The organism is Pseudomonas syringae group sp. J254-4 (genome assembly GCF_032586855.1).
GTDB lineage: Bacteria > Pseudomonadota > Gammaproteobacteria > Pseudomonadales > Pseudomonadaceae > Aquipseudomonas > Aquipseudomonas amygdali.
The window spans coordinates 482,786-505,099 of the sequence record NZ_JAWHOO010000001.1; the positions used below are offsets into that span (position 1 = coordinate 482,786).

Genomic DNA, 22,314 nt, shown 5'->3' on the forward strand with positions numbered 1-22,314 from the left:
GCAGCGGCGAAAAATTTATCACCTGTCTTAAACACTTTTGCCAGCAAGGCGCAGGGCCCCTTGCTGGCAAACAGACAGGTTGCGATGAATCAATCAGTCGCGGAACAGCCACGGCTGACTGGCGCGGTGCCTGCTTTCGAAACTGGCAATGGCGTCAGCGTCCATCAGCGTCAGGCCGATGTCGTCCAGGCCATTGAGCAGGCAATGTTTGCGGAACGCATCGATTTCAAAGCTCAGCACCTTGCCGTCGGGACGGGTCACGGTCTGCGCCTGCAGATCAATGCTCAACTGGTAGCCGGGGCTGGCCTCGACCTGCTTGAACAGCTCGTCGACCTCGGCTTCAGACAGAATGATCGGCAACAGGCCGTTCTTGAAGCTGTTGTTGAAGAAAATGTCCGCGTAGCTCGGCGCAATAATCGCGCAGAAACCATACTCTTCCAGTGCCCACGGCGCATGCTCGCGACTGGAGCCACAACCGAAGTTTTCCCGAGCCAGCAGTACGCTTGCACCCTGGTAACGCTCATGGTTGAGCACGAAGTCATGGTTCAGCGGACGCTTGGAGTTGTCCTGATACGGCTGCCCCACATCCAGATAACGCCACTCATCGAACAGGTTCGGGCCAAAACCCGTGCGCTTGATCGACTTGAGGAACTGCTTGGGGATGATCTGGTCGGTGTCGACATTGGCACGATCCAGAGGAGCGACCAGGCCATTGTGCTGGGTAAAGGCTTTCATGCTGGATTCCTCAGAGCTGGATCAAGTCGCGAACGTCAATGAAACGGCCATTGACCGCCGCCGCGGCAGCCATCGCAGGGCTTACCAGATGCGTGCGGCCGCCAGCCCCCTGACGGCCTTCGAAGTTGCGGTTGGACGTGGATGCACAGTGCTCGCCGGAACCCAGGCGGTCCGGGTTCATCGCCAGGCACATCGAGCAGCCCGGCTCACGCCATTCAAAACCGGCTTCGATGAACACCTTGTCCAGCCCTTCCTTCTCGGCCTGTTCCTTGATCAGGCCCGAACCCGGCACCACGATGGCCTGCTTGATGGTCGCGGCCACCTTGCGGCCCTTGGCGACGTCGGCAGCCGCGCGCAGGTCTTCGATCCGCGAGTTGGTGCAGGAACCGATGAACACCCGGTCCAGCTGGATATCGGTGATCGGCTGATTGGCTTTCAGGCCCATGTACTTCAAGGCGCGCTCGATGGAGCCACGCTTGACCAGATCCGGCTCTTGCGCAGGGTCCGGCACGTTTTGATCGACGGCAAGCACCATTTCCGGCGAAGTGCCCCAGCTGACCTGTGGCTTGATCTGCGCGGCGTCCAGCCTGACCACGGTGTCGAATACAGCGTCAGCGTCGGAAACCAGATCCTTCCAGGCCTCGACTGCCAGGTCCCATTCCGCACCTTTAGGAGCAAACGGACGACCCTTGACGTACTCGACGGTCTTTTCGTCGGTGGCAACCATGCCGACCCGGGCACCGGCTTCGATGGACATGTTGCAGATGGTCATGCGGCCTTCGATAGACAGGTCGCGAATCGCGCTGCCAGCGAACTCGATGGCGTAACCGTTACCGCCCGCCGTACCGATCTTGCCGATCACGGCCAGCACGATGTCTTTTGCTGTCACGCCGAACGGCAGTTGCCCTTCGACCGAGACCAGCATGTTCTTCATTTTCTTGGCAACCAGGCACTGAGTCGCGAGCACGTGCTCGACCTCGGAAGTGCCGATACCGTGCGCCAGCGCACCAAACGCGCCGTGGGTCGAGGTGTGCGAGTCACCGCAGACCACGCTCATGCCTGGCAGGGTTGCGCCCTGCTCCGGGCCGATCACGTGAACGATGCCCTGACGCGGGTCGTTCATCTTGAATTCGGTAATGCCGTACTCGTCGCAGTTGTCATCGAGGGTCTGCACCTGCAGCCGCGACACCTGATCTTCAATGGCGTCGATACCCCCCTTGCGTTCCGAGGTGGTCGGAACGTTATGGTCAGGCGTGGCGATGATCGAGTCGATCCGCCATGGCTTGCGCTTTGCCAGCCGCAGGCCTTCGAACGCTTGCGGCGAGGTCACTTCGTGGATGATATGGCGGTCAATGTAGATCAGCGCCGAACCGTCGTCGCGCTGCTTGACCAAATGCGAATCCCAGAGCTTGTCGTAGAGCGTTTTCCCGGCCATCGGACGTACTTCCTCATCAGCTTGTTTCTATGCCTTGGGCAATCGTGACGATGACCCCTTGGCTTGTGCGGTCATCCTATGGAATATGCTTAAATAACTCAAATTCATAATTTTCATACTTTGGATAACCAAATGGAATCCGACCATGGATCTCGCCAACCTTAATGCTTTTATTGCCATCGCCGAGACCGGTAGCTTTTCCGGGGCAGGCGAACGCCTCTACCTGACTCAACCGGCCATCAGCAAGCGCATTGCCGGTCTGGAGCAACAATTGAATGTGCGCCTGTTCGACCGCCTGGGTCGGGAAGTCAGCCTCACCGAGGCCGGGCGCGCCCTGCTGCCGCGTGCCTATCAGATTCTCAACGTGCTGGATGACACTCGCCGCGCGCTGACCAACCTGACCGGCGAAGTCACCGGACGGCTGACTCTGGCGACCAGTCATCACATCGGTCTGCATCGCCTGCCCCCGGTATTACGGGCATTTACCCGTACCTATCCAAAGGTCGCACTGGACATTCAGTTCCTGGACTCGGAAATTGCCTATGAGGAAATTCTTCACGGGCGCGCCGAACTGGCAGTCATTACACTCGCACCCGAACCGCATACGCTGATCCGCGCCGTGCCCGTGTGGGACGACCCGCTGGACTTCGTCGCGGCACCGGAACATCCGCTGGCCAACAGCGGCCCCATGAAACTGGAGGATGTCGTGCGCTATCCGGCAGTATTTCCGGGCGGTAACACGTTTACCCATCACATTGTCAGCGGCTTGTGCGAAGCCCAGGGCCTCAAGCCCAACATCGCGATGAGTACCAATTATATGGAGACCATCAAGATGATGGTGTCCATCGGCCTTGCCTGGAGCGTTCTGCCACGCACCATGCTTGACGAACAAGTGGCGCGCATTCCATTACCGGGCGTGCAGCTCAATCGCCAGCTAGGCTACATCCTGCATACCGAACGCACGCTATCGAATGCAGCAAGAGCATTCATGAAACTGCTCGATGCGCAGACATAGTGGGTAGACCATGCTGCAAACCGCAGACTGATCGCTCTATCGGTTCTTTCGATTAAAGGCTCGTGATCACATGTCCAACCCACCGGATAACTCCGTGCTGAAAGTCCCTGCACAGGCAGCCGCCCCCAGTCTGCCGCCGACAGGCGCGGAGCGCGTCCTCCAGCAAACCCGGGACCGTCTGGAACTGGCGCTGGAACTGGCGCAGATGGGCACCTGGGATCTGGACATCACCGGCAACCGGCTGCAAGCCTCGGCCCGTGCGTCTGCGCTGCACGGCATGGCGGCACTGCCCTTCGACGAGGATGGCCGGCAGTTCTTCGGCAGCCTGCCCGCTGAAGAGCGCCGGCGCATGCGCGCAGTTTATGCTGCAGCACTGGAAAACCAGCAGGACTGCCTCCAGGTGACCTACCGGTTTCAATTGCAAAACGGCACATCGCGACTGCTTGAAAGCCGTGCACGAATCTATCGCAATGAACATGGCCAGGCCGTGAAGCTGTCCGGAACCGTGCTGGACATCACTCAACAGTGCGTCCAGTCGGCGCTGGAGGCCAGCGAGGAGAAGTTTGCCAAGGCATTTCACTCAAGCCCGGACTCGATCACCATCACTGAAATCGAGTCAGGCCGCTATGTAGAGGTCAATGACGGCTTCTGTCGCCTGACCGGCTTCAGCGCCCAGGAAGTCGTGGGGCGCACCGCCCACGAAATCGGTATCTGGTCCGACACCGTGCAGCGCGAATACATGATTGACGAGCTACGCCAGAAAGGCCGCGTGCATCATCGCGAAATGAATGGCCAGGACAAGCACGGCGCGCCTCTGGTGCTGGACATCTCGGTCGAGTTCATCACCCTGAACAATACCGCCTGCCTGCTGATGAACGCCCGAGACATCGGCCAGCTGAAAACCGCCCAGGCACAGGTTCAGCATCTGGCTTATCACGACCCGCTCACCGGGCTGCCCAACCGCGCGCTGCTGATGGACCGCCTCAGCCAGCAAGTCTCGCTGCTCCAGCACCAGAACCTGCGCGGTGCCCTGCTGTTTCTTGACCTGGACCATTTCAAGCACATCAATGACTCACTCGGCCACCCGGTGGGCGACAGCGTGCTGAGTATCATTGCCGCGCGCCTGGAGGCCAGCGTACGCCAAGAGGACACCGTGGCCCGCCTGGGCGGTGACGAGTTCGTGGTGCTGATCTGCGGGCTGGACGGCACCCGCGATGAAGTCACTCAGCAGGTCCGCGTGCTGGCCGATAACCTTCGCGAGCTGCTGGCCGAGCCGATGTTCCTCGACGGTCATCGCCTGCAGGTCACGCCGAGCATCGGCATCGTTCTGATTCCGGACGATGGCCTGGCCCCTGCCGATTTGCTCAAACGGGCCGATATTGCGCTGTATCGCGCCAAGGATTCCGGACGCAATGCGTCACAGTTTTTCCATGTGTCCATGCAGCAGGCCGTCAGCCAGCGCCTGCGTCTTGAAAACGACTTGCGACTGGCGCTGACCCGCAACGAATTCCAGCTGCACTTCCAGGCCCAGATCGATTGCCGGGACCAGTACATTACCGGCGCAGAGGCGCTGCTGCGCTGGGACCACCCCGAATACGGGTTGCTGTCGCCTGATCAGTTTGTCCAGATACTTGAAGAAAGCGGGATGATTCTGGAGGTCGGCAGCCACATTCTGGACGAAGCCTGCAAAACCGGCGGCCTGCTTTTAAAGCAGGGGCTGATCTCGAAAAACAAATTCCTGATGGGCGTCAATATCAGCCCGCGTCAGTTCCGCCAGAACGATTTTATCGAGCGTGTGCAACACAGCCTCAAGTTGCACCAGTTGCCTGCCTCCATGCTCAAGCTGGAAATCACCGAAGGCATTGTCATCCAGAACCTTGATGACACCATCCTCAAAATGCGCAGCCTGAAAGAATTGGGCGTGAGCTTTGCGATGGACGACTTCGGCACCGGCTACTCCTCACTGACTTACCTCAAGCGCTTGCCGGTGGATACGCTGAAGATTGACCAGTCCTTCGTTCAGGACGCTACCAGCGACCCCAACGATGCAGAAATCATTCGCGCCATCGTGGCCATGGCCCAGAGCCTCAACCTTAACGTCATCGCTGAAGGCGTCGAAACGCCGGAGCAACTGGCGTTCCTGGAAAGAGTGGGCTGTTACAACTACCAAGGCTACCTGTTCAGCGAACCGCTGCCTGGGCCGCAGTTCGAGAACCTGCTGCAGCTCAAGCGGCAGTTACAGGAAAGTGCGTCTCTGGAGTGAAGACAGAAAAGGCGCCCGAAGGCGCCTCTTCTATAGAACAACTGATTAACTGCCCAGTACTTTCTGGGTATTGAGCGGAATGCGCTTTGGTTTTGCCTCTTCCGGCACGTTGCGCACCAGGTCGATGCTCAACAGACCGTGAGACAGGTCGGCACCCTTGACCTCGATATTGTCGGCCAGCCTGAACGACAGCTTGAATTCACGCCGGGCAATACCCTGATGCAGATAGGTCACGTTGTCGGCTTCCTGCTCGCGCTTGTTGCCGATCACGGTCAATACGCCCTTCTCGACTTGTAGTTCAAGGTCCTGCTCTTGCATGCCTGCTGCAGCAATCACGATCCGGTAATGATCATCGGTATGCCGCTCCACGTTGTATGGAGGGTAACCGCTGGCTGTCTCATTTCGTGCCGCCGACTCGAAAAGGTCGTTGAAGCGGTCGAAACCCACGGAATGACGAAAGAGTGGGGCCAGTGAAAATGCAGTCGCCATGATAAGTTCTCCTGTTTGTCAGCGAGTGGTTTACGCGACCCGTATCCGGCATCGCTTGATCACCAAAATAGGGATACCCATTCACTTTTCAAGAGACTTTTTTCAGGTTTTTTTTGACCGTTCGTCGGGGTTAGGTTTGGGGTAAGCCGCCGGGCAGGCAGCCCAACATCACACCGATTCGATCACAGTCGGTTTCGCGGCGTAGCGCATTGAACATGAGGGTCGCCTCAGGGTAGCTCTTGGTCAGCAGCACCAACCATTGCTTGAGACGACCCGGCGCCTGAATGAGCGTCATTTTAATCAGACAGGCCTGCCAGAAAGCGCGCAGCATCGGCTGCAACTCGCCCCATGTCATCGGCACGACCTCTTCCCCCTTCTGTGCCGCAGCAATCTGCCGGGCCAGATCAGGGCGCGCCACCAAGCCGCGACCAATCATGATGTCGCGTGCGCCGCAGATTTCCCGGCAACGACGCCAATCGTCAACGGTCCAGATTTCACCGTTGGCCACCACAGGGATCTTGACCACCTCCTGAATGCGCGCAATCCACTCCCAGTGCGCGGGCGGCTTGTAACCGTCGACCTTGGTGCGCGCATGAACGACGATTTGCTCTGCCCCGCCGTCAGCCAGTGCCCGGGCACAGTCCAGCGCGCCATCGGTGTTTTCGTAACCCAGACGCATCTTGGCTGTTACAGGAATATGTTTGGGTACCGCACGGCGTACCTGGCTGACGATGGAATGCAGCAGTTCCGGCTCTTTGAGCAGAATTGCGCCGCCACGCGAGCGGTTTACGGTCTTGGCCGGGCAGCCGAAGTTGAGGTCCAGTACCGGTGCGCCCAACTCACAGGCGAACGCGGCGTTCTCGGCCAGACACACTGGGTCGGAGCCCAACAGCTGGAGCCGCAACGGCGTGCCTGCGTCGGTCTTCGCGCCTTTGTGGAATTCCGAAGCGTATTTGTAAAAGTAGTGTGCAGGCATCAAACGCTCGGACACCCGAATGAATTCGGTCACGCACCAATCGATACCACCTACTTTCGTCAGGGCATCGCGCAGGATGTCGTCGACCAACCCCTCCATGGGCGCCAGAGCAATTTGCATGGGTCACACTCGAAAAAAAGTCCGGCAGTTTACTGCCCGGCGTGCGGATTGGGAACGGTGCCGTCAGGGATGGCTGCGCCGTAGCCGTCAATGAACTCGGCAGGCATGCGCTTGGGCCGACCGCTGGACAGCTCGATACAGACAAAGGTGGTTTGCGCGCGCAGCAACGTCAGGTTGTCGGCGGGCCGCTTGAGCTGAAAGCAACGGGTCATTTTCAGGCGGCGATCCCAATCGACGATCCAGGTCGCCAGTTGCAGTTCATCGTTCTCATAGGCACTGGCCAGGTAGTCGATCTCGTGTCTGACCACCGCCATGGCCCGGTCCAGACGCCGGTATTCGGTCAGGTCCAGGCCCAGATACTGCGAATGCCGCCAGGCACAGCGCTCCAGCCAGGAGACGTACACGGCATTATTGGCATGCCCCAGCCCGTCGATGTCTTCAGCGCCGACGTTCAGATCAATGACGAAAGGCGTTGCCCGATCCCAGACCATGCGTGCTCCTGCTTGAGTGAATTTGGTGTGCGGAGAGTGTAGCGGTTCATTAACCTCGTTCACACGACGGTCTGCAATGCCCGTAATGTTGACTATCGTGCCGATGCTCCGCGTCGGCATGCAGTTCTGGACGCTCTGCGTCCTCTTTGTGGCGCTACGCGTCACACTTGGGGTTCTGCGAGTGCCATCGTGGCGAAAAAAGCGTTTTTATGTGCAGTAACTTCGGCGAGGCATGATGCAGTACAGACGTGACGCCTTGCGTCATCTGATGCAGGCCACCGAAGCATTGGCGCGAGGGTCAGTTGGATTTGTGTATGGAAACAGCAAGAATCTGAAAGGAAGGATTTTTCAAACCCTGAAAAAACAAAAGGGCCATTCAATAATCGAATGACCCTTGGTCCCGCAGAGCGGGAAATCGTGGCGTCCCCTAGGGGACTCGAACCCCTGTTACCGCCGTGAAAGGGCGGTGTCCTAGGCCACTAGACGAAGGGGACGCAAAACCTTCAGTCAGACTCATCGAACGATGAACCCTGGCAAATTTGGTGGAGCTTAGCGGGATCGAACCGCTGACCTCCTGCATGCCATGCAGGCGCTCTCCCAGCTGAGCTAAAGCCCCGGATTTATCGCCTCGCGGCGGAGATCAACGTTGAAGTATCACTCGGTGAAACTGGCGTCCCCTAGGGGACTCGAACCCCTGTTACCGCCGTGAAAGGGCGGTGTCCTAGGCCACTAGACGAAGGGGACAAAACCTTCTTACAAAACAAACGGTCGCTGGATCCGTTTGTTTCACATCGTCCCAGAGCAGTGTAGCAGCGCTCTGAAACGCTAAATTTGGTGGAGCTTAGCGGGATCGAACCGCTGACCTCCTGCATGCCATGCAGGCGCTCTCCCAGCTGAGCTAAAGCCCCACATCAGTGGACGGGGCGCATATTAAGCGTGAGTGACAGGGCTGTCAAATTTATTTTTTACATTTTCCAAACTTTTTTGTCGGTAATACAACCACTTACCTTTAAACCCCCGGAAAACCGGGGGCGTCTGACAGGAACAGGGAACGCCTCAGGCGATGGAGCCCAGCAGCTTTTCCCATTCCTTGTTTTCTTTTTTCGAAACGCCACCCAGCAAATCCAGAGCCTGACGCAGGCGGAAGCGGGTCAGGTCCGGACCGAGGATTTCCATCGCATCGGTCACCGAGACCGAATTGGCCTGGCCGGTAATCGCCGCAAACATCAAGGGCATGGCGTCACGCAGCTTAAGCTCGAGGTGCTCGACGACGGCCTGGATGCAGCCCATGATCCGGTCTTTCTCCCACTGGCGCAGCGACTCCAGCTTCCACAGAATCAACTGCATCACCTGACGGACCTGCTCCGGGGACAACTTCTTGTGCTCGAACAGCTTCACATCGGGCGTAACGCCACCGGCGAAGAAGAACCCGGCCAGCGGAGCGACCTGACTGAAGGTCTCTACCCTGCCCTGCACGTGCGGTGCGATCTTCATCATGTAGTCGGGGTTCAGTGCCCACGTTTTCAACCGGCTGGCAAACTCCTCGACCGGCAGATCACGCAACCACTGACCATTGAGCCAGGACAGTTTTTCGATATCGAAGATCGGCCCGCCCAGCGAAACACGCGACAGGTCGAAGTTGTCGACCATTTCCTGCAACGAGAACTTCTCGCGCTCGTCAGGCATCGACCAGCCCATGCGGCCCAGGTAGTTGAGCATGGCTTCAGGCATGAAGCCCATGCGCTCGTAGAAGGTCACCGAGGTCGGGTTCTTGCGCTTGGACAGCTTGCTCTTGTCGGGGTTACGCAGCAGCGGCATGTAGCACAGCTGTGGCTTGTCCCAGCCGAAGTACTCGTACAGCAGGATCAGTTTGGGTGCCGATGGCAGCCATTCTTCGCCGCGCAGTACGTGGGTGATGCCCATCAGGTGGTCATCGACGACGTTGGCGAGGAAATAGGTCGGCAGGCCGTCGGTCTTCATAAGGACCTGCATGTCCATGCGGTCCCACGGGATTTCGACTTCGCCGCGCAGCATGTCCGGCACGACGCAGACGCCTTCGGTCGGCACTTTCATGCGAATCACGTGGGGCTCGCCAGCGTCCAGGCGGCGCTGCACTTCTTCCTTGGAGAGCAGCAAGGCGCGACCGTCATAGCGCGGGGTTTCGCCCTTGGCCTGTTGCTCGGCGCGCATTTCGTCCAGTTCTTCGGCGGTGCAGAAGCACGGGAAAGCGTGACCCAGCTCGACCAGTTGCTGCGCGTATTTCTGGTAGATATCGCCCCGCTCGCTTTGACGATACGGGCCGTGTGGACCACCGACATCCGGCCCTTCGCTCCACTCGATACCCAGCCAGCGCAGTGCGTCGAAGATCTGCTGTTCGGACTCGCGGGTCGAGCGCAGTTGATCGGTGTCTTCAATGCGCAGAATGAACTCGCCGCCATGCTGTTTGGCAAAGCAGTAGTTGAACAGCGCAATGTAGGCCGTGCCGACGTGAGGGTCGCCCGTGGGCGATGGCGCGATGCGGGTACGAACGGTGGTCATGGAAAATTCCGAAATAGGTCGATCAAGCGCGGAATGTTAACAGGCTGGGGGCATGCGGCTCCAGCGTGGGCAATATGATTGCATTCGTGCTCCGCACTCAGCGCTGCTCACAGGGCCCAATGGATGCTGAAAAAAGACTTGAAGCCACATAGTTCTCGTTCCGCACGCTCCGCGTGGGAATGCAGTTCGTGACGCTCCGCGTCACACAGCGGTTCTGCGATGTCAGTTGGGTCGGGGTTCGGCTCAGGTCACCTTTGCGCCCTTACGGCGCCCTACTTTGAGGGACCAAAGTAGGCAAAGTCCCCGCTCCTGTTTCCGGCCCGACTTCGTCGGGTTCCTTCGCCCTGGCACTGATCCGGGGGTCGCCGCAACGGACCATCCATGGTCCGGTGCGGCTAGCCTGGCGTCCTGCCAGGCTACCCCCGGATCAGCGCCAGGACTCAGCCGTCACTAAGGTCGCACTCTGCGTCGTCAGTGCCACCGTGATCGAAAAGCGCGTATGGCGGCATCATGCAGGCGCAGCATGACATTGTGCGGCACTAAAGACTCGTGGCGCAGAGCGTCACGAACTGCATGCAGACGTGGCCCATCGGCATAAGAGGTGACGTGCCCAATGCTTCAAACCGCCAGCAACCGCTCCCGCAACTTGCCGATCTCGTCGCGCATCTGCGCAGCAGCTTCGAATTCCAGGTCGCGGGCCAACTGGTACATTTTCTCTTCCAGTTGACGAATGCGCTTGTTGATCTCGCTCGGTGAGCGCAGTTCGTTTTCGTAGCGAGCGTTTTCTTCGGCGGCCTTGGCCATGCCTTTGCGCTTCTTGCTGCGCGAGCCTGGCACCGTGGCACCTTCCATGATGTCGGCAACGTCCTTGAACACGCCTTTTGGGGTAATGCCGTGCTCAAGGTTGAAGGCGAGCTGTTTATCGCGGCGCCGTTCGGTTTCGCCAATGGCGCGCTCCATGGAGCCGGTAATGCGGTCGGCGTACAGGATCGCCCGGCCATTGAGGTTACGCGCAGCCCGACCGATGGTCTGAATCAGCGAACGGTCAGAACGCAGGAAACCTTCCTTGTCGGCATCGAGAATCGCCACCAGCGACACTTCCGGCATGTCCAGGCCCTCGCGCAGCAGGTTGATCCCCACCAGCACATCGAAGGTGCCCAGACGCAGGTCGCGGATGATCTCGACACGTTCAACCGTATCGATGTCCGAGTGCAGGTAACGCACTCGCACCCCGTGGTCGCTGAGGTAATCGGTCAAATCCTCTGACATGCGCTTGGTCAGCGTGGTGACCAGCACCCGCTCTTCCAGCGCCGTACGTTTGTGGATTTCCGACAACAGGTCGTCGACCTGGGTCAGCGCCGGGCGGATTTCGATCTGCGGGTCCACCAGGCCGGTCGGACGCACGACCTGCTCCACGACGCGCCCGGCGTGTTCCGCTTCATAGTTGCCCGGCGTCGCCGAGACAAAAATGGTTTGCGGGCTGATCGCCTCCCACTCGTCAAAGCGCATGGGCCGGTTATCCAGCGCCGATGGCAAACGAAACCCGTACTCGACCAGGGTTTCCTTGCGTGAGCGGTCACCTTTATACATCGCGCCGACCTGCGGCACGCTGACGTGGGACTCGTCGATCACCAGCAAGGCATCGGGGGGCAGGTAATCGAACAGAGTCGGTGGCGGCGCACCGGAAGGACGGCCCGACAGGTAGCGCGAGTAGTTTTCGATACCGTTGCAGTAGCCCAGCTCCAGCATCATCTCCAAATCAAAGCGGGTCCGTTGCTCCAGACGCTGGGCTTCCACGAGCTTGTTCTGAGTGCGCAGGTATTCAAGACGCTCCTGCAGCTCGACCTTGATCCCTTCCATTGCCTCAACCAGCGTCTCGCGCGGGGTAACGTAATGGCTCTTGGGGTAGAACGTGAAGCGCGGCAGCTTGCGGATCACCTCACCGGTCAGCGGATCGAACGCCGACAGGCTCTCGACCTCATCATCGAACAGCTCGACGCGGATCGCTTCCAGATCGGATTCGGCCGGGTAGATATCGATGACATCGCCACGCACCCTGAACGTCGCACGGGCAAAGTCCATGTCGTTACGGGTGTACTGCAGGTCGGCCAGTCGCCGCAACAGGGCGCGCTGATCAAGTTTGTCGCCGCGATCGATGTGCATGACCATGCGCAGATAGGTTTCCGGGCTGCCCAGGCCGTAGATGCACGACACCGTGGTGACGATGATCGCGTCCTTGCGCTCCAGCAGCGCCTTGGTTGCAGACAGGCGCATCTGCTCGATGTGGTCGTTGATCGACGCATCCTTCTCGATGAAGGTGTCCGACGACGGTACATAGGCCTCAGGCTGGTAGTAGTCGTAATAGGAAACGAAGTATTCCACGGCGTTGTTCGGGAAGAACGCCTTGAACTCGCCATACAACTGCGCGGCCAGGGTCTTGTTCGGCGCCAGGACCAGCGTCGGGCGCTTCACCTGAGAGATCACGTTGGCGATGCTGAACGTCTTGCCCGAGCCGGTCACCCCCAGCAAGGTCTGGTGCGCGAGCCCTGCGTCGATCCCTTCGACCAGTTGGCGAATGGCCTCGGGCTGATCGCCGGCTGGCTCAAAACGGGTAACGAGCTGAAACTCGGACATATCCTACCTCTTGGTTCATACGCGACGTGATTCGTACGCGACGGGATCGCGCAAAGGGCTCGCCTCACCTGAATGGACTGACAGGCCATGACGAAATCATCGCCAACGCCCGGTCCCGCCGGGAAAAGGCGTGCGATGTCTTGAAATGATGCTTACTAGATGGAGCCATATGCTGGCCTTTCAAGTCACACACTTAAAGCATTGAGGTTCGAACGGGACGAACGTTCTGAAAATATGCATATAAACCTCGAAAAAAGCCGTCCGGCCTGTCGCCCGACAAGGGGATGCTCTCTATACTAAGCGCTGTTTGTGCACCGCTTTGGCGCATTCAGCCGCAGCGTGCATCCCTACCCACTCTTCATCAAGAGCCGCCGCACAATGAGCCTGTTTTCCGCTGTCGAAATGGCACCCCGCGATCCGATCCTGGGTATCAACGAAGCCTTCAACGCTGACACCCGCACCACCAAGGTCAACCTTGGCGTAGGCGTCTACTGTGATGAAGACGGGCGCATTCCTCTGCTGCGTGCCGTGGCTGAAGCTGAAAAGATCCGTGTCGCCCAGCACGCGCCGCGCGGTTACCTGCCGATCGACGGCATTGCCGCTTATGACCAGGCCGTGCAAAAACTGCTGTTGGGGGCCGATTCACCGCTGATCGCCTCAGGCCGTGTACTGACCACTCAATCGGTCGGCGGCACAGGTGCCTTGAAGATTGGTGCCGACTTCCTCAAGCAACTGCTGCCCAACGCAGTGGTAGCGATCAGCGACCCAAGCTGGGAAAACCACCGCGCGCTGTTCGAAACCGCAGGTTTCCCGGTGCAGAACTATCGCTACTACGACGCTGCCACCCACGACGTGAACCGCGCCGGCATGCTTGAAGACCTGCAGAACCTGCCGAACAACTCGGTCGTCGTGCTGCACGCCTGCTGCCACAACCCGACCGGCGTCGACCTGAGCCTGGACGACTGGAAAAAAGTGCTGGAAGTGGTCAAGGCCAAGGGCCACGTACCGTTTCTGGACATGGCGTATCAGGGCTTCGGTCAAGGCATTCAGGAAGATGCACTGGCTGTGCGCCTGTTCGCCGAGTCGGGCCTGACCTTCTTCGCCTCCAGCTCGTTTTCCAAATCGCTGTCGCTGTATGGCGAACGTGTCGGCGCGCTGTCGATCATTACCGAATCGAAAGAAGAAACCGCCCGCGTTCTGTCGCAGGTCAAGCGCGTGATCCGCACCAACTACTCCAACCCGCCGACCCACGGCGCAATCATTTCCGCTGCGGTCCTCAATGACCCGGCACTGCGCGCCCTGTGGGAAGAAGAACTCGGCGAGATGCGCGTGCGTATCCAAGGCATGCGCAAAGCCATGGTCGAGCGCCTGGCGGATAACCCGGCTGGTCAGGACTTCAGCTTTGTCGGCCGTCAGTGCGGCATGTTCTCCTATTCCGGCCTGACCGCCGCACAGGCACAACGCCTGCGCAGCGAATTCGGCATCTACGCGCTGGATACCGGGCGTATCTGCGTGGCGGCGCTGAACCAGAAGAATATTGATGCCGTGTGCGACGCAATCAAAAAAGTGCTCTAACCGCGCTGCCTATATTTTCTGTAGCGAACCTGTTCGCGAAGGCTATATTCCGTTCCATGCATCTCATGCAACTGTACGGCCCCCTTCGCGAACATCGCACCTCCCGTAGCCTCACACAACACCCAATCCTGCATCACCCTCCTTCAGCACCGTTCGGCAACTGAATCGAACGATCCATATGGCTACCTTTCGAAACCCTGTCAGACCATTTTCTGAAACAGATATCGAGGTACTCATGTCCATCGAACCGCAACGTCAGAAAGAACAGCCACCGGGCCAGCATACGCCCGCTGACCAGGGCGCAGACCGCAACGACCCGGCCATCGAGCCACAGGTTGCGGACGTAGAACCAGAGACGGAAAAAGGTGGAGGCCAGAATCAGGGCAAAAGCCCTGCTCCCAGCCAGTCTCAGTCTCAGTCTCAGTCTCAAGGCCAAAGCCAAAGCCAAAGCCAGTCATCCGGCGACAGCGCTTACGTGCCTGATCATGAGCCTGAGGAAAAAACCGAGGATCTGCGCAATCATCAGCCTACCCAGGGTGTTGACGCCGATATCGATACGCCCGGCGGCTAATCCCGACAGGCAAGCGCATTTGGGCCGCCCGGCCCAAACGCTTCTCCTGCCATGTTCAGCGGCTGCCCTCCTCGCTGATCACCTGCACCTGATACGCTGGATCAGCCTTGATTTGCTGTTCGGTGAACGGCAACTCACTCCACTGTTTTTTCGAAAACGCCTCGGTCTGGTCCCTTGAGTGGGCCGACTGCGGGTTGCTCGATTCAGAGAACGCCAGCAGGCCTTGCGCTTTGGGCCCCTGCTCATCAAACGTCACCACCTGCAGATAGCTGGTGCCGCTGACCACTTCACGCTTGCCGTCCTTGCCAGCGATGGTCTGCATGGCGTTGTAGACGCCGAGCCCGGCCGGGCCACCATGAATCGGAATGGGTTTGCCGCTGAGGCTGGAGACCTGAATGTCGCCCCATTTACTCTCGGGCGAAAGACCGGCCTTGGCCACCTCATCAACCGCCGCAAGCATGGCGGCGCGCAGTGCGCTGGCAACCTGAGGGTTTTCAATGGCCAGCCCACTTGGCGTGTGGGTCGGGTTCTGCGGGTCGAACACCACGCGCCAGCGCGAGGCAACGCCTTGCATGGACGTCACGATCCGCTGGAAGTACACGAAACCGATGCCACTGTTCAGATCAGCGCGTCCGTCCCAGGCTTTCAAGGCGGCGCACAACGGCGCCAGACGCGCAGCATCATCGCCCAGCTCCGAAGCACAGAACTTCAACAGATCCGGCAGCACTTGCCCGGCCTGATACACCTCGTTGTCCATGACCATCGCTTGCAGGTTCTCGGCGCTGACCTTGCCAGCCTGTTGCAGGCCGCCCAGTCGATCCAGCGCAAAGCGCGCACGCTGACCGAGTGGCTGGCCGTCCTGGCTGATCAGCGGCGAAAAGCCCGTCAGCGGCGCCGCCGGATTGACCATCCATGCCGAGTCATTGGAATGCTGCACAAAGTCGCTACGCAACAGTTGCGGCTGGCGTGAGGACGGATAAATACCGGCCTGAGCCGCCTCCACGGATATATCCCAGTTACATTCACTGCGCGAGCCGTCGAGCACGATCAGCTCGGTGCCGATGCGCGGGTCACTGCACTTGGCGAGCTTGGCGGCGTCAACGTTCGGTACTACCGAGAGGTTCATGTACAGCGCCTGCCCCTTGGCATCAACCGCCAGGGTATTGACCCAAGGGATGCCCTGAATCTTGTGCACCGAATCCTGAAACGCCTCAAGGCTGTCAGCCTTGTCCATCGAATACCACTGTTGCAGCACCCGGTCATTTTCCAGGTTGGCGTCACGCAGGCTGAAGGCGAACTTGTCATCCCAGTCCAGCTTGCCCGGCCACTGCACGATCGGGCCGAACGTCGACGAATAAATAATGCGCGGCACAGCCTTGAGGCTACCGTCCGGCTGCTTCATCTCGACGCTGACTTGCTGCTGGCCCATAGCGATGGATTTTCCATCCAGCAGGTAACGGGTCGAGTCTTTCGGGTCGAGCTGCAAGCGATGCAAGGTGAAGTGTTTCGACGTGTCGACGGTATGGCTCCAGGCCAGATGCCGGTTGAAACCGATATTGATCAGCGGCAGGCCCGGCAATGCGGCGCCCATCACGTCGAGCTTGCCAGGAATGGTCAGGTGCATTTGATAGAAGCGCATGCCGCCGCCCCATGGAAAGTGCGGGTTGGCCAACAGCATGCCGCGCCCATTGGCGGACAGCTCGTGCCCTATTGCCACGGCATTGCTGCCACGCTCCAGGGCAAAGCGCTGATTGCGCACAGCGGCCAATTGCAGCGCCTGAACCTGCTGGCTATCAACCTGCAATGACTTTTGCGCAGAAGGCGGTTTGGCACCGGCAAAGGCCTCGGTGAACTGCCCTACGCCGCCCTCGACCAGCAAGCGGCGAGTCAGGCGCAGCAAATCATCGGTGCTGATCGGCCGAACCCAATCGGCTGCGCAAGGCTGCGGCAGGCCCTTGGCCTTCTGCTCATCCAGCGAGCGGTTGTAGCCGGCGACATAGCCCTGCATCAACTGGCGAATCTCGGGCGGCTGAGCCTTCCAGAAATCCGCCAGCGCCTCAGGCGTATTGAGCCACTTGAACAGCAGGTCGCTGGCCATGTTGCTGCGTTGCTCAAGGGTCGCCTTGTCCGGCCCGAAATAGCGTGAGCGCTCGCCGTTGACGGTGACGACTTCGTTGGCCAGCAGGCACAGGTTGTCCTGCGCATACGCATAACCGATGCCGTAACCCAGACCGCGCTCATTGGCGGCGACGATATGCGGCACGCCAAAACCGGTACGCCGGATTTCGGCGCGGGCAGCCTGATGATCAGCGGCAACCAGGGCCTGGGCAGGCAATATCACCGCGAAAGAAAGACCTGCAAACACAAAACCGCACAGGGGTCTGGAAATAATCACGCTGACTCCAACTCGACAAGACGACCCGAATTAGCCGCTCCCCTTAAACGAAGCGCAGACGCAAAATTTACTCGCGCAATGCAACCCGCAGCCGACGCTAAATTCCCGTCCTCATCCCTCGTTTAAAGGGCAGCTCTATATAAAGGCCCGCTCTGCAGCCGGCGTCCGTCGATCGGTTGATTTTTCCCACCCCAGGAACCTGCATGAAACGCTCTCGCCCTCCTCGACGCGCCCTTCTCGTGGCGCTGTGCCTGTTCCCGGTCATCGCCGTGTGTGCCTGGCAGATCATGCCCGACAGCACAGGTCATGCCGCGACCGTGACGGTGACCCGCAGCAACATCGAAAACAGCGTGACCGCACTGGGTACCTTGCAGCCACGCAGCTATGTGGACGTCGGCTCACAGGCCACCGGGCAGATCATGAAAATCCACGCGCAGGTCGGCGATCAGGTCAAGGAAGGCGACTTGCTGGTCGAAATCGATCCGTCGACACAAAAAGCCAGGCTGGACGCCGCGCGTTACGCCATCGAAAACCTCAAGGCCCAGCTTCAGGAACAGCGGGCGCTGCACGAGCTGGCCGAACAGAAGCAACAACGTCAGAAACGCCTCGCGGCGGGCGGTGCCACGCGTGCCGAAGACGTGCAGGCTGCGGAATCGGAATTTCGTGCCACACAGGCACGGGTCGACATGTTCAAGGCGCAGATCCTCGAAGCTCAGGCGGCGCTGCGCAGTGACGAAGCGGCGCTGGGCTACACGCGCATCTACGCGCCCATGAGCGGTACGGTGGTCGCACTGGATGCGCGCGAAGGTCAGACCCTGAACGCACAACAGCAGACACCGCTGATTCTGCGCATCGCCCGCTTGTCGCCCATGACGGTATGGGCCGAAGTCTCGGAAGCCGATATTGGCCACGTCAAACCCGGCATGACGGCCTATTTCACCACCCTCAGCGGCGGCAACCGGCGCTGGAGCAGCACTGTACGGCAAATCCTGCCGGTGCCGCCCAGACCGCTGGATCAAGCCAATCAGGGTGGCGGCAGCCCGAGCAGCGCGCGCAAGAGCGGGGGCGGTCGGGTTGTGCTGTACACCGTGCTGCTGGACGTGGATAACAGCGACCAGGCACTGATGGCAGAAATGACCGCACAGATATTCTTTGTCGCTGGCAGCGCGCAGAACACCCTGACCGCCCCGCTCGCAGCCTTGCAGAACGGCCCTCAGGCCGATGTGCAGATCGCGCAGGTGCTGTCCGCCAATGGCGAGGTGCAAAACCGTCAGGTACGCACCGGTATCAGCGACCGCCTGCGCGTGCAGGTGCTCGACGGCCTGAATGAAGGTGATCGCCTGCTGGTGCCGGCTTCTGTCGGCAGCGGGGGCTGAATGCAAACGCCGCTTATCGACCTGCGCGCCATCCGCAAATCCTACGGCGGTGGCGACAGCCCGCTGGTCAACGTTCTGCGTGGTATCGATTTATCGATCCATGCCGGGGAATTCGTAGCGATTGTCGGCGCCTCCGGTTCCGGCAAGTCGACACTGATGAACATCCTCGGCTGCCTGGATCGCCCGACCTCGGGTGAATACCTGTTCGCCGGGGAAAACGTTGCAGAGCTGGGCAGCGACGAACTCGCCTGGCTGCGCCGCGAGGCATTCGGTTTTGTGTTTCAGGGCTACCACCTTATCCCTTCCGGCTCGGCACAGGAAAACGTTGAAATGCCAGCCATCTACGCTGGCACACCCGCCGCAGAGCGCCACGCCCGAGCTGCCGCACTGCTCGACCGGCTGGGCCTGGGGTCGCGCACCGGCAACCGGCCACACCAGCTGTCTGGTGGCCAGCAGCAACGGGTGTCCATTGCCCGCGCCTTGATGAATGGCGGGCATATCATCCTCGCCGACGAACCCACAGGTGCGCTGGACAGCCACAGCGGTGCCGAGGTCATGGCGCTGCTGGACGAACTGGCCAGCCAGGGCCATGTGGTGATCCTGATCACCCATGACCGGGAAGTCGCAGCCCGCGCCAAACGGGTCATCGAGATCAGCGACGGCCTGGTGGTCAGCGATACCGCATGCGATCTGTCTGCGCCACGTTCAGCCAACCCCGCTGCGCTACAGGCCGTCGACCTGCGCAAGCGTCTGAGCGACGGCAGCGGCAGTCGCGGGGCGTGGAAAGGCGAACTGCTCGACGCGGTTCAGGCCGCGTGGCGGGTGATGTGGATCAACCGCTTTCGTACCGCGCTGACGCTGCTGGGTATCGTCATCGGCGTTGCATCCGTGGTGGTCATGCTGGCGGTCGGTGAAGGCAGCAAGCGCCAGGTCATGGCACAGATGTCCTCGTTCGGCTCCAACATCATTTACCTCAACGGCAAGGCCCCCAACCCGCGTGCACCCAAGGGCATCATCACGCTTGAAGAGGTCGCGGCGCTGGGCGAGCTGCCCGAGGTAAAAATGATCATGCCGGTCAACGGCGGACAGGCCGGCGTGCGCTACGGCAACGTCGATCATTCCAGTTATGTCGGCGGCAACGACACGCACTTTCCGGCGATCTTCAACTGGCCGGTAGTGGAAGGCAGTTATTTCAGCGAAGCGGATGAGCAAAGTGCTGCCGCCGTGGCAGTGATTGGTTACAAAGTTCGCCAGAAACTGTTCGGCGAGCATACCGACCCTATTGGCCAGTACATCCTGATCGAAAACGTGCCGTTTCAGGTGGTCGGCGTGCTTGAGGAAAAAGGCGCCACTTCCGGTGACCTGGACAGCGACAACCGCATCGCCATTCCCTACTCGGCGGCCAGCATCCGTCTGTTTGGCTCGCAGGACCCCGAGTACATCACCATCGCTACACGCGATGCCAACAACGTCAAACACGCCGAAGAAGCAATACGCAACCTGCTGCAACGCCTGCATAACGGCAAGCAGGATTACGAGCTGACCAACAACGCCGCGATGATCCAGGCTGAAGCACGCACCCAGAACACCCTGTCGCTGATGCTCGGCTCGATTGCGGCGATCTCGTTGCTGGTCGGCGGCATCGGCGTGATGAACATCATGCTCATGACTGTGCGTGAGCGCACCCGTGAAATCGGCATCCGTATGGCCACCGGCGCTCGGCAGAGCGACATCCTGCGGCAGTTCCTCACCGAAGCGGTGATGCTTTCCGTGGTCGGCGGGCTGGCCGGTGTCGTGCTGGCGCTGGGCATGGGCGCAGCCTTGTTGCTGAGCAAGGTGGCGGTTGCGTTCACCGTGCCGGCAGTGGCCGGAGCGTTTGCCTGCGCACTGGTCACCGGCGTGATCTTCGGCTTCATGCCTGCCCGCAAAGCTGCCCGGCTCGACCCGGTTGCGGCCCTTACCAGTGAATGAACAATCAATGAAGCCGAGCCTTTCCCTTTTGACCGTCTGCCTGTTACTGACCGCCTGCAATGCCCCGGCTCCGCGCCTGGCCAGCGGCATTCAGCCACCTGCACGCTGGGCGTTTGCCCAGAGCGCTGCTGCCCAGCGCAGCGACGCCCGCTGGTGGCAGCAGTTCGGCAGCCCGCAATTGAATCGCCTGATCGAACAGGCCAGTCGCGACAGCCACGAAGTCGCTGCAGCAATGGCTCGTGTGCGTCAGGCGCAGGCCACCGCCATCATTGGCGGCGCACCTTTGCTTCCGGAGCTGGCCTTTGACTTGCGCGGCGAACGCAACAAGTTCGTGCGCAACAGCGACCGCAAGGCCAACCCTTCCGACGACAACAACACCAACAACTTCACCAGCGACCTGACCGCCAGCTATGAAGTGGATTTCTGGGGCGGTATCGCCGCCGGACGCGACAGTGCGCTACAAAGCCTGCGGGCCAGCGAATTCGATCAGGCGACTGTAGAACTCACCCTGCTCGGCAACGTCGCTGACCGCTATGCGCAAACCCTCGCGGCGCGCGAGCAAGGCCGGATTGCCGAGCTGAACCTGGCCAACGCGCAAAGCGTTTTGAGGCTGGTGCAGACCCGTTACGACTCGGGTTCGGCCACTGCACTGGAACTGGCGCAGCAGAAAAACCTGGTCGCCACCCAGCAGCGCGAACTGCCACGCGTTCAGCAACTGGCCAACGAGCAGTTGATCAGCCTGGCAGCGTTGCTCGGCCAGCCGGTACAGAATCTGAACCTCGGTGATCAGGCATTCGCCACCCTGAACTGGCCGGACATCGGCCCCGGTCTGCCCAGCGAACTGCTGACCCGCCGCCCGGATCTGGCCAAAGCCGAAGCTGAACTGGCCGCGGCGCAAGCCAATGTCACGGTGGCGCGCGCTGCCATGCTGCCAAAGCTGACCCTGAGCACCAGGCTCGGCACCGAAGCCACCCGCGCCGAAGACTGGTTGCGCGCACCGTTCAGCAGCCTGGCTGCCGGTCTGGTCGGGCCGATCTTCAATAATGGGCGTCTGGCTGCCGAGCGCGACAGGGCCACAGCTCGTCAGGAAGAGCTGCTGGAAACCTATCGCGGAGCGATCATCAACAGCTTCGCCGACGTCGAAAAAGCCCTGAACAGCATTCAAGGCCTGGACCAGCAACGCTACTGGCACGAAGAAGAACTCAAACAGGCGCAAACCGCTTTCAACATCGCCCAGAGCCGCTATGAAGAAGGTGCCGAAGACTTACTGACGGTACTGGAAACCCAACGCACGCTGTACCAGGCACAGGACGTAAGCGTGCAGTTGCGGCTGGCACGGGTGCAGGCGAGCATCGCGCTGTACAAAGCGCTGGGCGGCGGCTGGCAGGTGCGCTGAGCGCACGCCCCCCTATCGTGCGACGCAGAGCGTCGAGAACTGCATTCCCACGCTGGAGCGTAGGGAACGATAATCCCAACTATCGTACTGAAGCTCTGCATCGGTCTGCGCAGATAACTCAATTATCGTGCGACGCTCTGCGTCGCATGCCGTTCGGGACGCTCCGCGTCCTCTTTGAGACGCAGAGCGTCCTGACCTGCATTCCCACGCTGGAGCATGCGGAACGATAATCCCAACTATCGTACTGAAGCTCTGCGTCGGTCTGCGCAGATAACTCAATTATCGTGCGACGCTCTGCGTCGCATGCCGTTCGGGACGCTCCGCGTCCTCTTTG

15 protein-coding genes and 4 tRNA genes are annotated in these 22,314 nt (G+C 60.1%); 7 read left to right on the forward strand and 12 right to left on the reverse strand.

The features are described from left to right. Positions 1-93: 93 nt before the first annotated feature. Positions 94-735, reverse strand: a complete 642-nt coding sequence (gene leuD, locus RYB09_RS02285) for a 3-isopropylmalate dehydratase small subunit (RefSeq protein WP_005732380.1) — start codon at positions 733-735, stop codon at positions 94-96. Positions 736-745: 10 nt separating this feature from the next. After that, positions 746-2,170: a 3-isopropylmalate dehydratase large subunit gene (gene leuC / locus RYB09_RS02290; protein WP_002552954.1), complete on the reverse strand. Its 1,425-nt coding sequence runs from the start codon at positions 2,168-2,170 to the stop codon at positions 746-748. A gap of 145 nt (positions 2,171-2,315) precedes the next feature. Here leuC and RYB09_RS02295 point away from each other — a divergent pair, with 145 nt between their 5' ends. Both RYB09_RS02295 and RYB09_RS02300 read left to right on the forward strand, forming a co-directional pair. Further along, on the forward strand, positions 2,316-3,185 hold the full coding sequence (locus tag RYB09_RS02295) for a LysR family transcriptional regulator (protein ID WP_002552953.1): 870 nt from the start codon (positions 2,316-2,318) through the stop codon (positions 3,183-3,185). 70 nt (positions 3,186-3,255) lie between these two features. Beyond that, a complete protein-coding gene (locus RYB09_RS02300) occupies positions 3,256-5,448 on the forward strand; it encodes a putative bifunctional diguanylate cyclase/phosphodiesterase (RefSeq protein WP_058409245.1) in 2,193 nt (730 codons plus the stop codon). Positions 5,449-5,493: 45 nt separating this feature from the next. Here the strand turns inward: RYB09_RS02300 and RYB09_RS02305 are convergent, their stop codons facing one another. The 9 genes from RYB09_RS02305 to uvrB all read right to left on the reverse strand — a co-directional run bounded on the left by RYB09_RS02305 (position 5,494) and on the right by uvrB (position 12,696). After that, positions 5,494-5,937, reverse strand: coding sequence for an Hsp20 family protein (locus RYB09_RS02305; RefSeq protein ID WP_058400450.1), 444 nt, complete (start codon positions 5,935-5,937; stop codon positions 5,494-5,496). A 130-nt stretch (positions 5,938-6,067) separates the two neighbouring features. Beyond that, positions 6,068-7,033: a tRNA-dihydrouridine synthase family protein gene (locus RYB09_RS02310; protein WP_316887320.1), complete on the reverse strand. Its 966-nt coding sequence runs from the start codon at positions 7,031-7,033 to the stop codon at positions 6,068-6,070. 29 nt (positions 7,034-7,062) lie between these two features. Then, complete coding sequence (locus tag RYB09_RS02315) at positions 7,063-7,524, reverse strand: acyl-CoA thioesterase (RefSeq protein WP_054076471.1); 462 nt, start codon at positions 7,522-7,524, stop codon at positions 7,063-7,065. Between the two features lie 418 nt (positions 7,525-7,942). After that, positions 7,943-8,018 (reverse strand) — tRNA-Glu (locus RYB09_RS02320). A 46-nt stretch (positions 8,019-8,064) separates the two neighbouring features. Continuing rightward, positions 8,065-8,140, reverse strand: a tRNA-Ala gene (locus RYB09_RS02325). Between the two features lie 52 nt (positions 8,141-8,192). Beyond that, positions 8,193-8,268: transfer RNA gene (locus RYB09_RS02330), tRNA-Glu, on the reverse strand. 88 nt (positions 8,269-8,356) lie between these two features. Further along, positions 8,357-8,432, reverse strand: a tRNA-Ala gene (locus RYB09_RS02335). A gap of 148 nt (positions 8,433-8,580) precedes the next feature. After that, positions 8,581-10,062 (reverse strand): glutamate--tRNA ligase, encoded by a 1,482-nt coding sequence (gene gltX / locus RYB09_RS02340; protein WP_005734390.1) that lies wholly within the window; start codon positions 10,060-10,062, stop codon positions 8,581-8,583. Positions 10,063-10,680: 618 nt separating this feature from the next. Continuing rightward, positions 10,681-12,696, reverse strand: a complete 2,016-nt coding sequence (gene uvrB / locus RYB09_RS02345; RefSeq protein WP_058402429.1) for an excinuclease ABC subunit UvrB — start codon at positions 12,694-12,696, stop codon at positions 10,681-10,683. 378 nt (positions 12,697-13,074) lie between these two features. Here uvrB and RYB09_RS02350 point away from each other — a divergent pair, with 378 nt between their 5' ends. Both RYB09_RS02350 and RYB09_RS02355 read left to right on the forward strand, forming a co-directional pair. Next, complete coding sequence (locus RYB09_RS02350) at positions 13,075-14,271, forward strand: amino acid aminotransferase (protein WP_230018196.1); 1,197 nt, start codon at positions 13,075-13,077, stop codon at positions 14,269-14,271. A 235-nt stretch (positions 14,272-14,506) separates the two neighbouring features. Continuing rightward, the gene (locus tag RYB09_RS02355) at positions 14,507-14,842 is read left to right on the forward strand and encodes a hypothetical protein (RefSeq protein ID WP_058402427.1); all 336 of its coding nucleotides are present in this window, start codon (positions 14,507-14,509) and stop codon (positions 14,840-14,842) included. 55 nt (positions 14,843-14,897) lie between these two features. On the opposite strand, the gene RYB09_RS02360 is transcribed toward RYB09_RS02355, so the two are convergent. Beyond that, positions 14,898-17,237 (reverse strand): acylase, encoded by a 2,340-nt coding sequence (locus RYB09_RS02360; RefSeq protein WP_316887324.1) that lies wholly within the window; start codon positions 17,235-17,237, stop codon positions 14,898-14,900. Between the two features lie 203 nt (positions 17,238-17,440). Between RYB09_RS02360 and RYB09_RS02365 the strand changes: the two genes are divergently transcribed. The 3 genes from RYB09_RS02365 to RYB09_RS02375 are packed head-to-tail and all read left to right on the forward strand — an operon-like array spanning position 17,441 to position 21,980. Next, positions 17,441-18,613 (forward strand): efflux RND transporter periplasmic adaptor subunit, encoded by a 1,173-nt coding sequence (locus RYB09_RS02365; protein WP_058402425.1) that lies wholly within the window; start codon positions 17,441-17,443, stop codon positions 18,611-18,613. Continuing rightward, complete coding sequence (locus RYB09_RS02370; RefSeq protein WP_005779970.1) at positions 18,614-20,584, forward strand: MacB family efflux pump subunit; 1,971 nt, start codon at positions 18,614-18,616, stop codon at positions 20,582-20,584. Between the two features lie 7 nt (positions 20,585-20,591). Continuing rightward, positions 20,592-21,980, forward strand: a complete 1,389-nt coding sequence (locus RYB09_RS02375; protein WP_122281912.1) for an efflux transporter outer membrane subunit — start codon at positions 20,592-20,594, stop codon at positions 21,978-21,980. The last annotated feature ends 334 nt before the right edge of the window (positions 21,981-22,314 follow it).

Excerpts from the sequence above, each read along its gene's own strand:
- RYB09_RS02350 (WP_230018196.1), top strand. The coding sequence starts at position 13,075 with ATGAGCCTGTTTTCCGCTGTCGAAATGGCACCCCGCGATCCGATCCTG.
- RYB09_RS02355 (WP_058402427.1), top strand. The coding sequence starts at position 14,507 with ATGTCCATCGAACCGCAACGTCAGAAAGAACAGCCACCGGGCCAGCAT.
- RYB09_RS02305 (WP_058400450.1), bottom strand. The coding sequence starts at position 5,937 with ATGGCGACTGCATTTTCACTGGCCCCACTCTTTCGTCATTCCGTGGGT.
- leuD (WP_005732380.1), bottom strand. The coding sequence starts at position 735 with ATGAAAGCCTTTACCCAGCACAATGGCCTGGTCGCTCCTCTGGATCGT.
- RYB09_RS02365 (WP_058402425.1), top strand. The coding sequence starts at position 17,441 with ATGAAACGCTCTCGCCCTCCTCGACGCGCCCTTCTCGTGGCGCTGTGC.
- RYB09_RS02370 (WP_005779970.1), top strand. The coding sequence starts at position 18,614 with ATGCAAACGCCGCTTATCGACCTGCGCGCCATCCGCAAATCCTACGGC.
- uvrB (WP_058402429.1), bottom strand. The coding sequence starts at position 12,696 with ATGTCCGAGTTTCAGCTCGTTACCCGTTTTGAGCCAGCCGGCGATCAG.
- RYB09_RS02375 (WP_122281912.1), top strand. The coding sequence starts at position 20,592 with ATGAAGCCGAGCCTTTCCCTTTTGACCGTCTGCCTGTTACTGACCGCC.
- RYB09_RS02300 (WP_058409245.1), top strand. The coding sequence starts at position 3,256 with ATGTCCAACCCACCGGATAACTCCGTGCTGAAAGTCCCTGCACAGGCA.
- gltX (WP_005734390.1), bottom strand. The coding sequence starts at position 10,062 with ATGACCACCGTTCGTACCCGCATCGCGCCATCGCCCACGGGCGACCCT.
- RYB09_RS02315 (WP_054076471.1), bottom strand. The coding sequence starts at position 7,524 with ATGGTCTGGGATCGGGCAACGCCTTTCGTCATTGATCTGAACGTCGGC.
- RYB09_RS02310 (WP_316887320.1), bottom strand. The coding sequence starts at position 7,033 with ATGCAAATTGCTCTGGCGCCCATGGAGGGGTTGGTCGACGACATCCTG.
- RYB09_RS02295 (WP_002552953.1), top strand. The coding sequence starts at position 2,316 with ATGGATCTCGCCAACCTTAATGCTTTTATTGCCATCGCCGAGACCGGT.
- leuC (WP_002552954.1), bottom strand. The coding sequence starts at position 2,170 with ATGGCCGGGAAAACGCTCTACGACAAGCTCTGGGATTCGCATTTGGTC.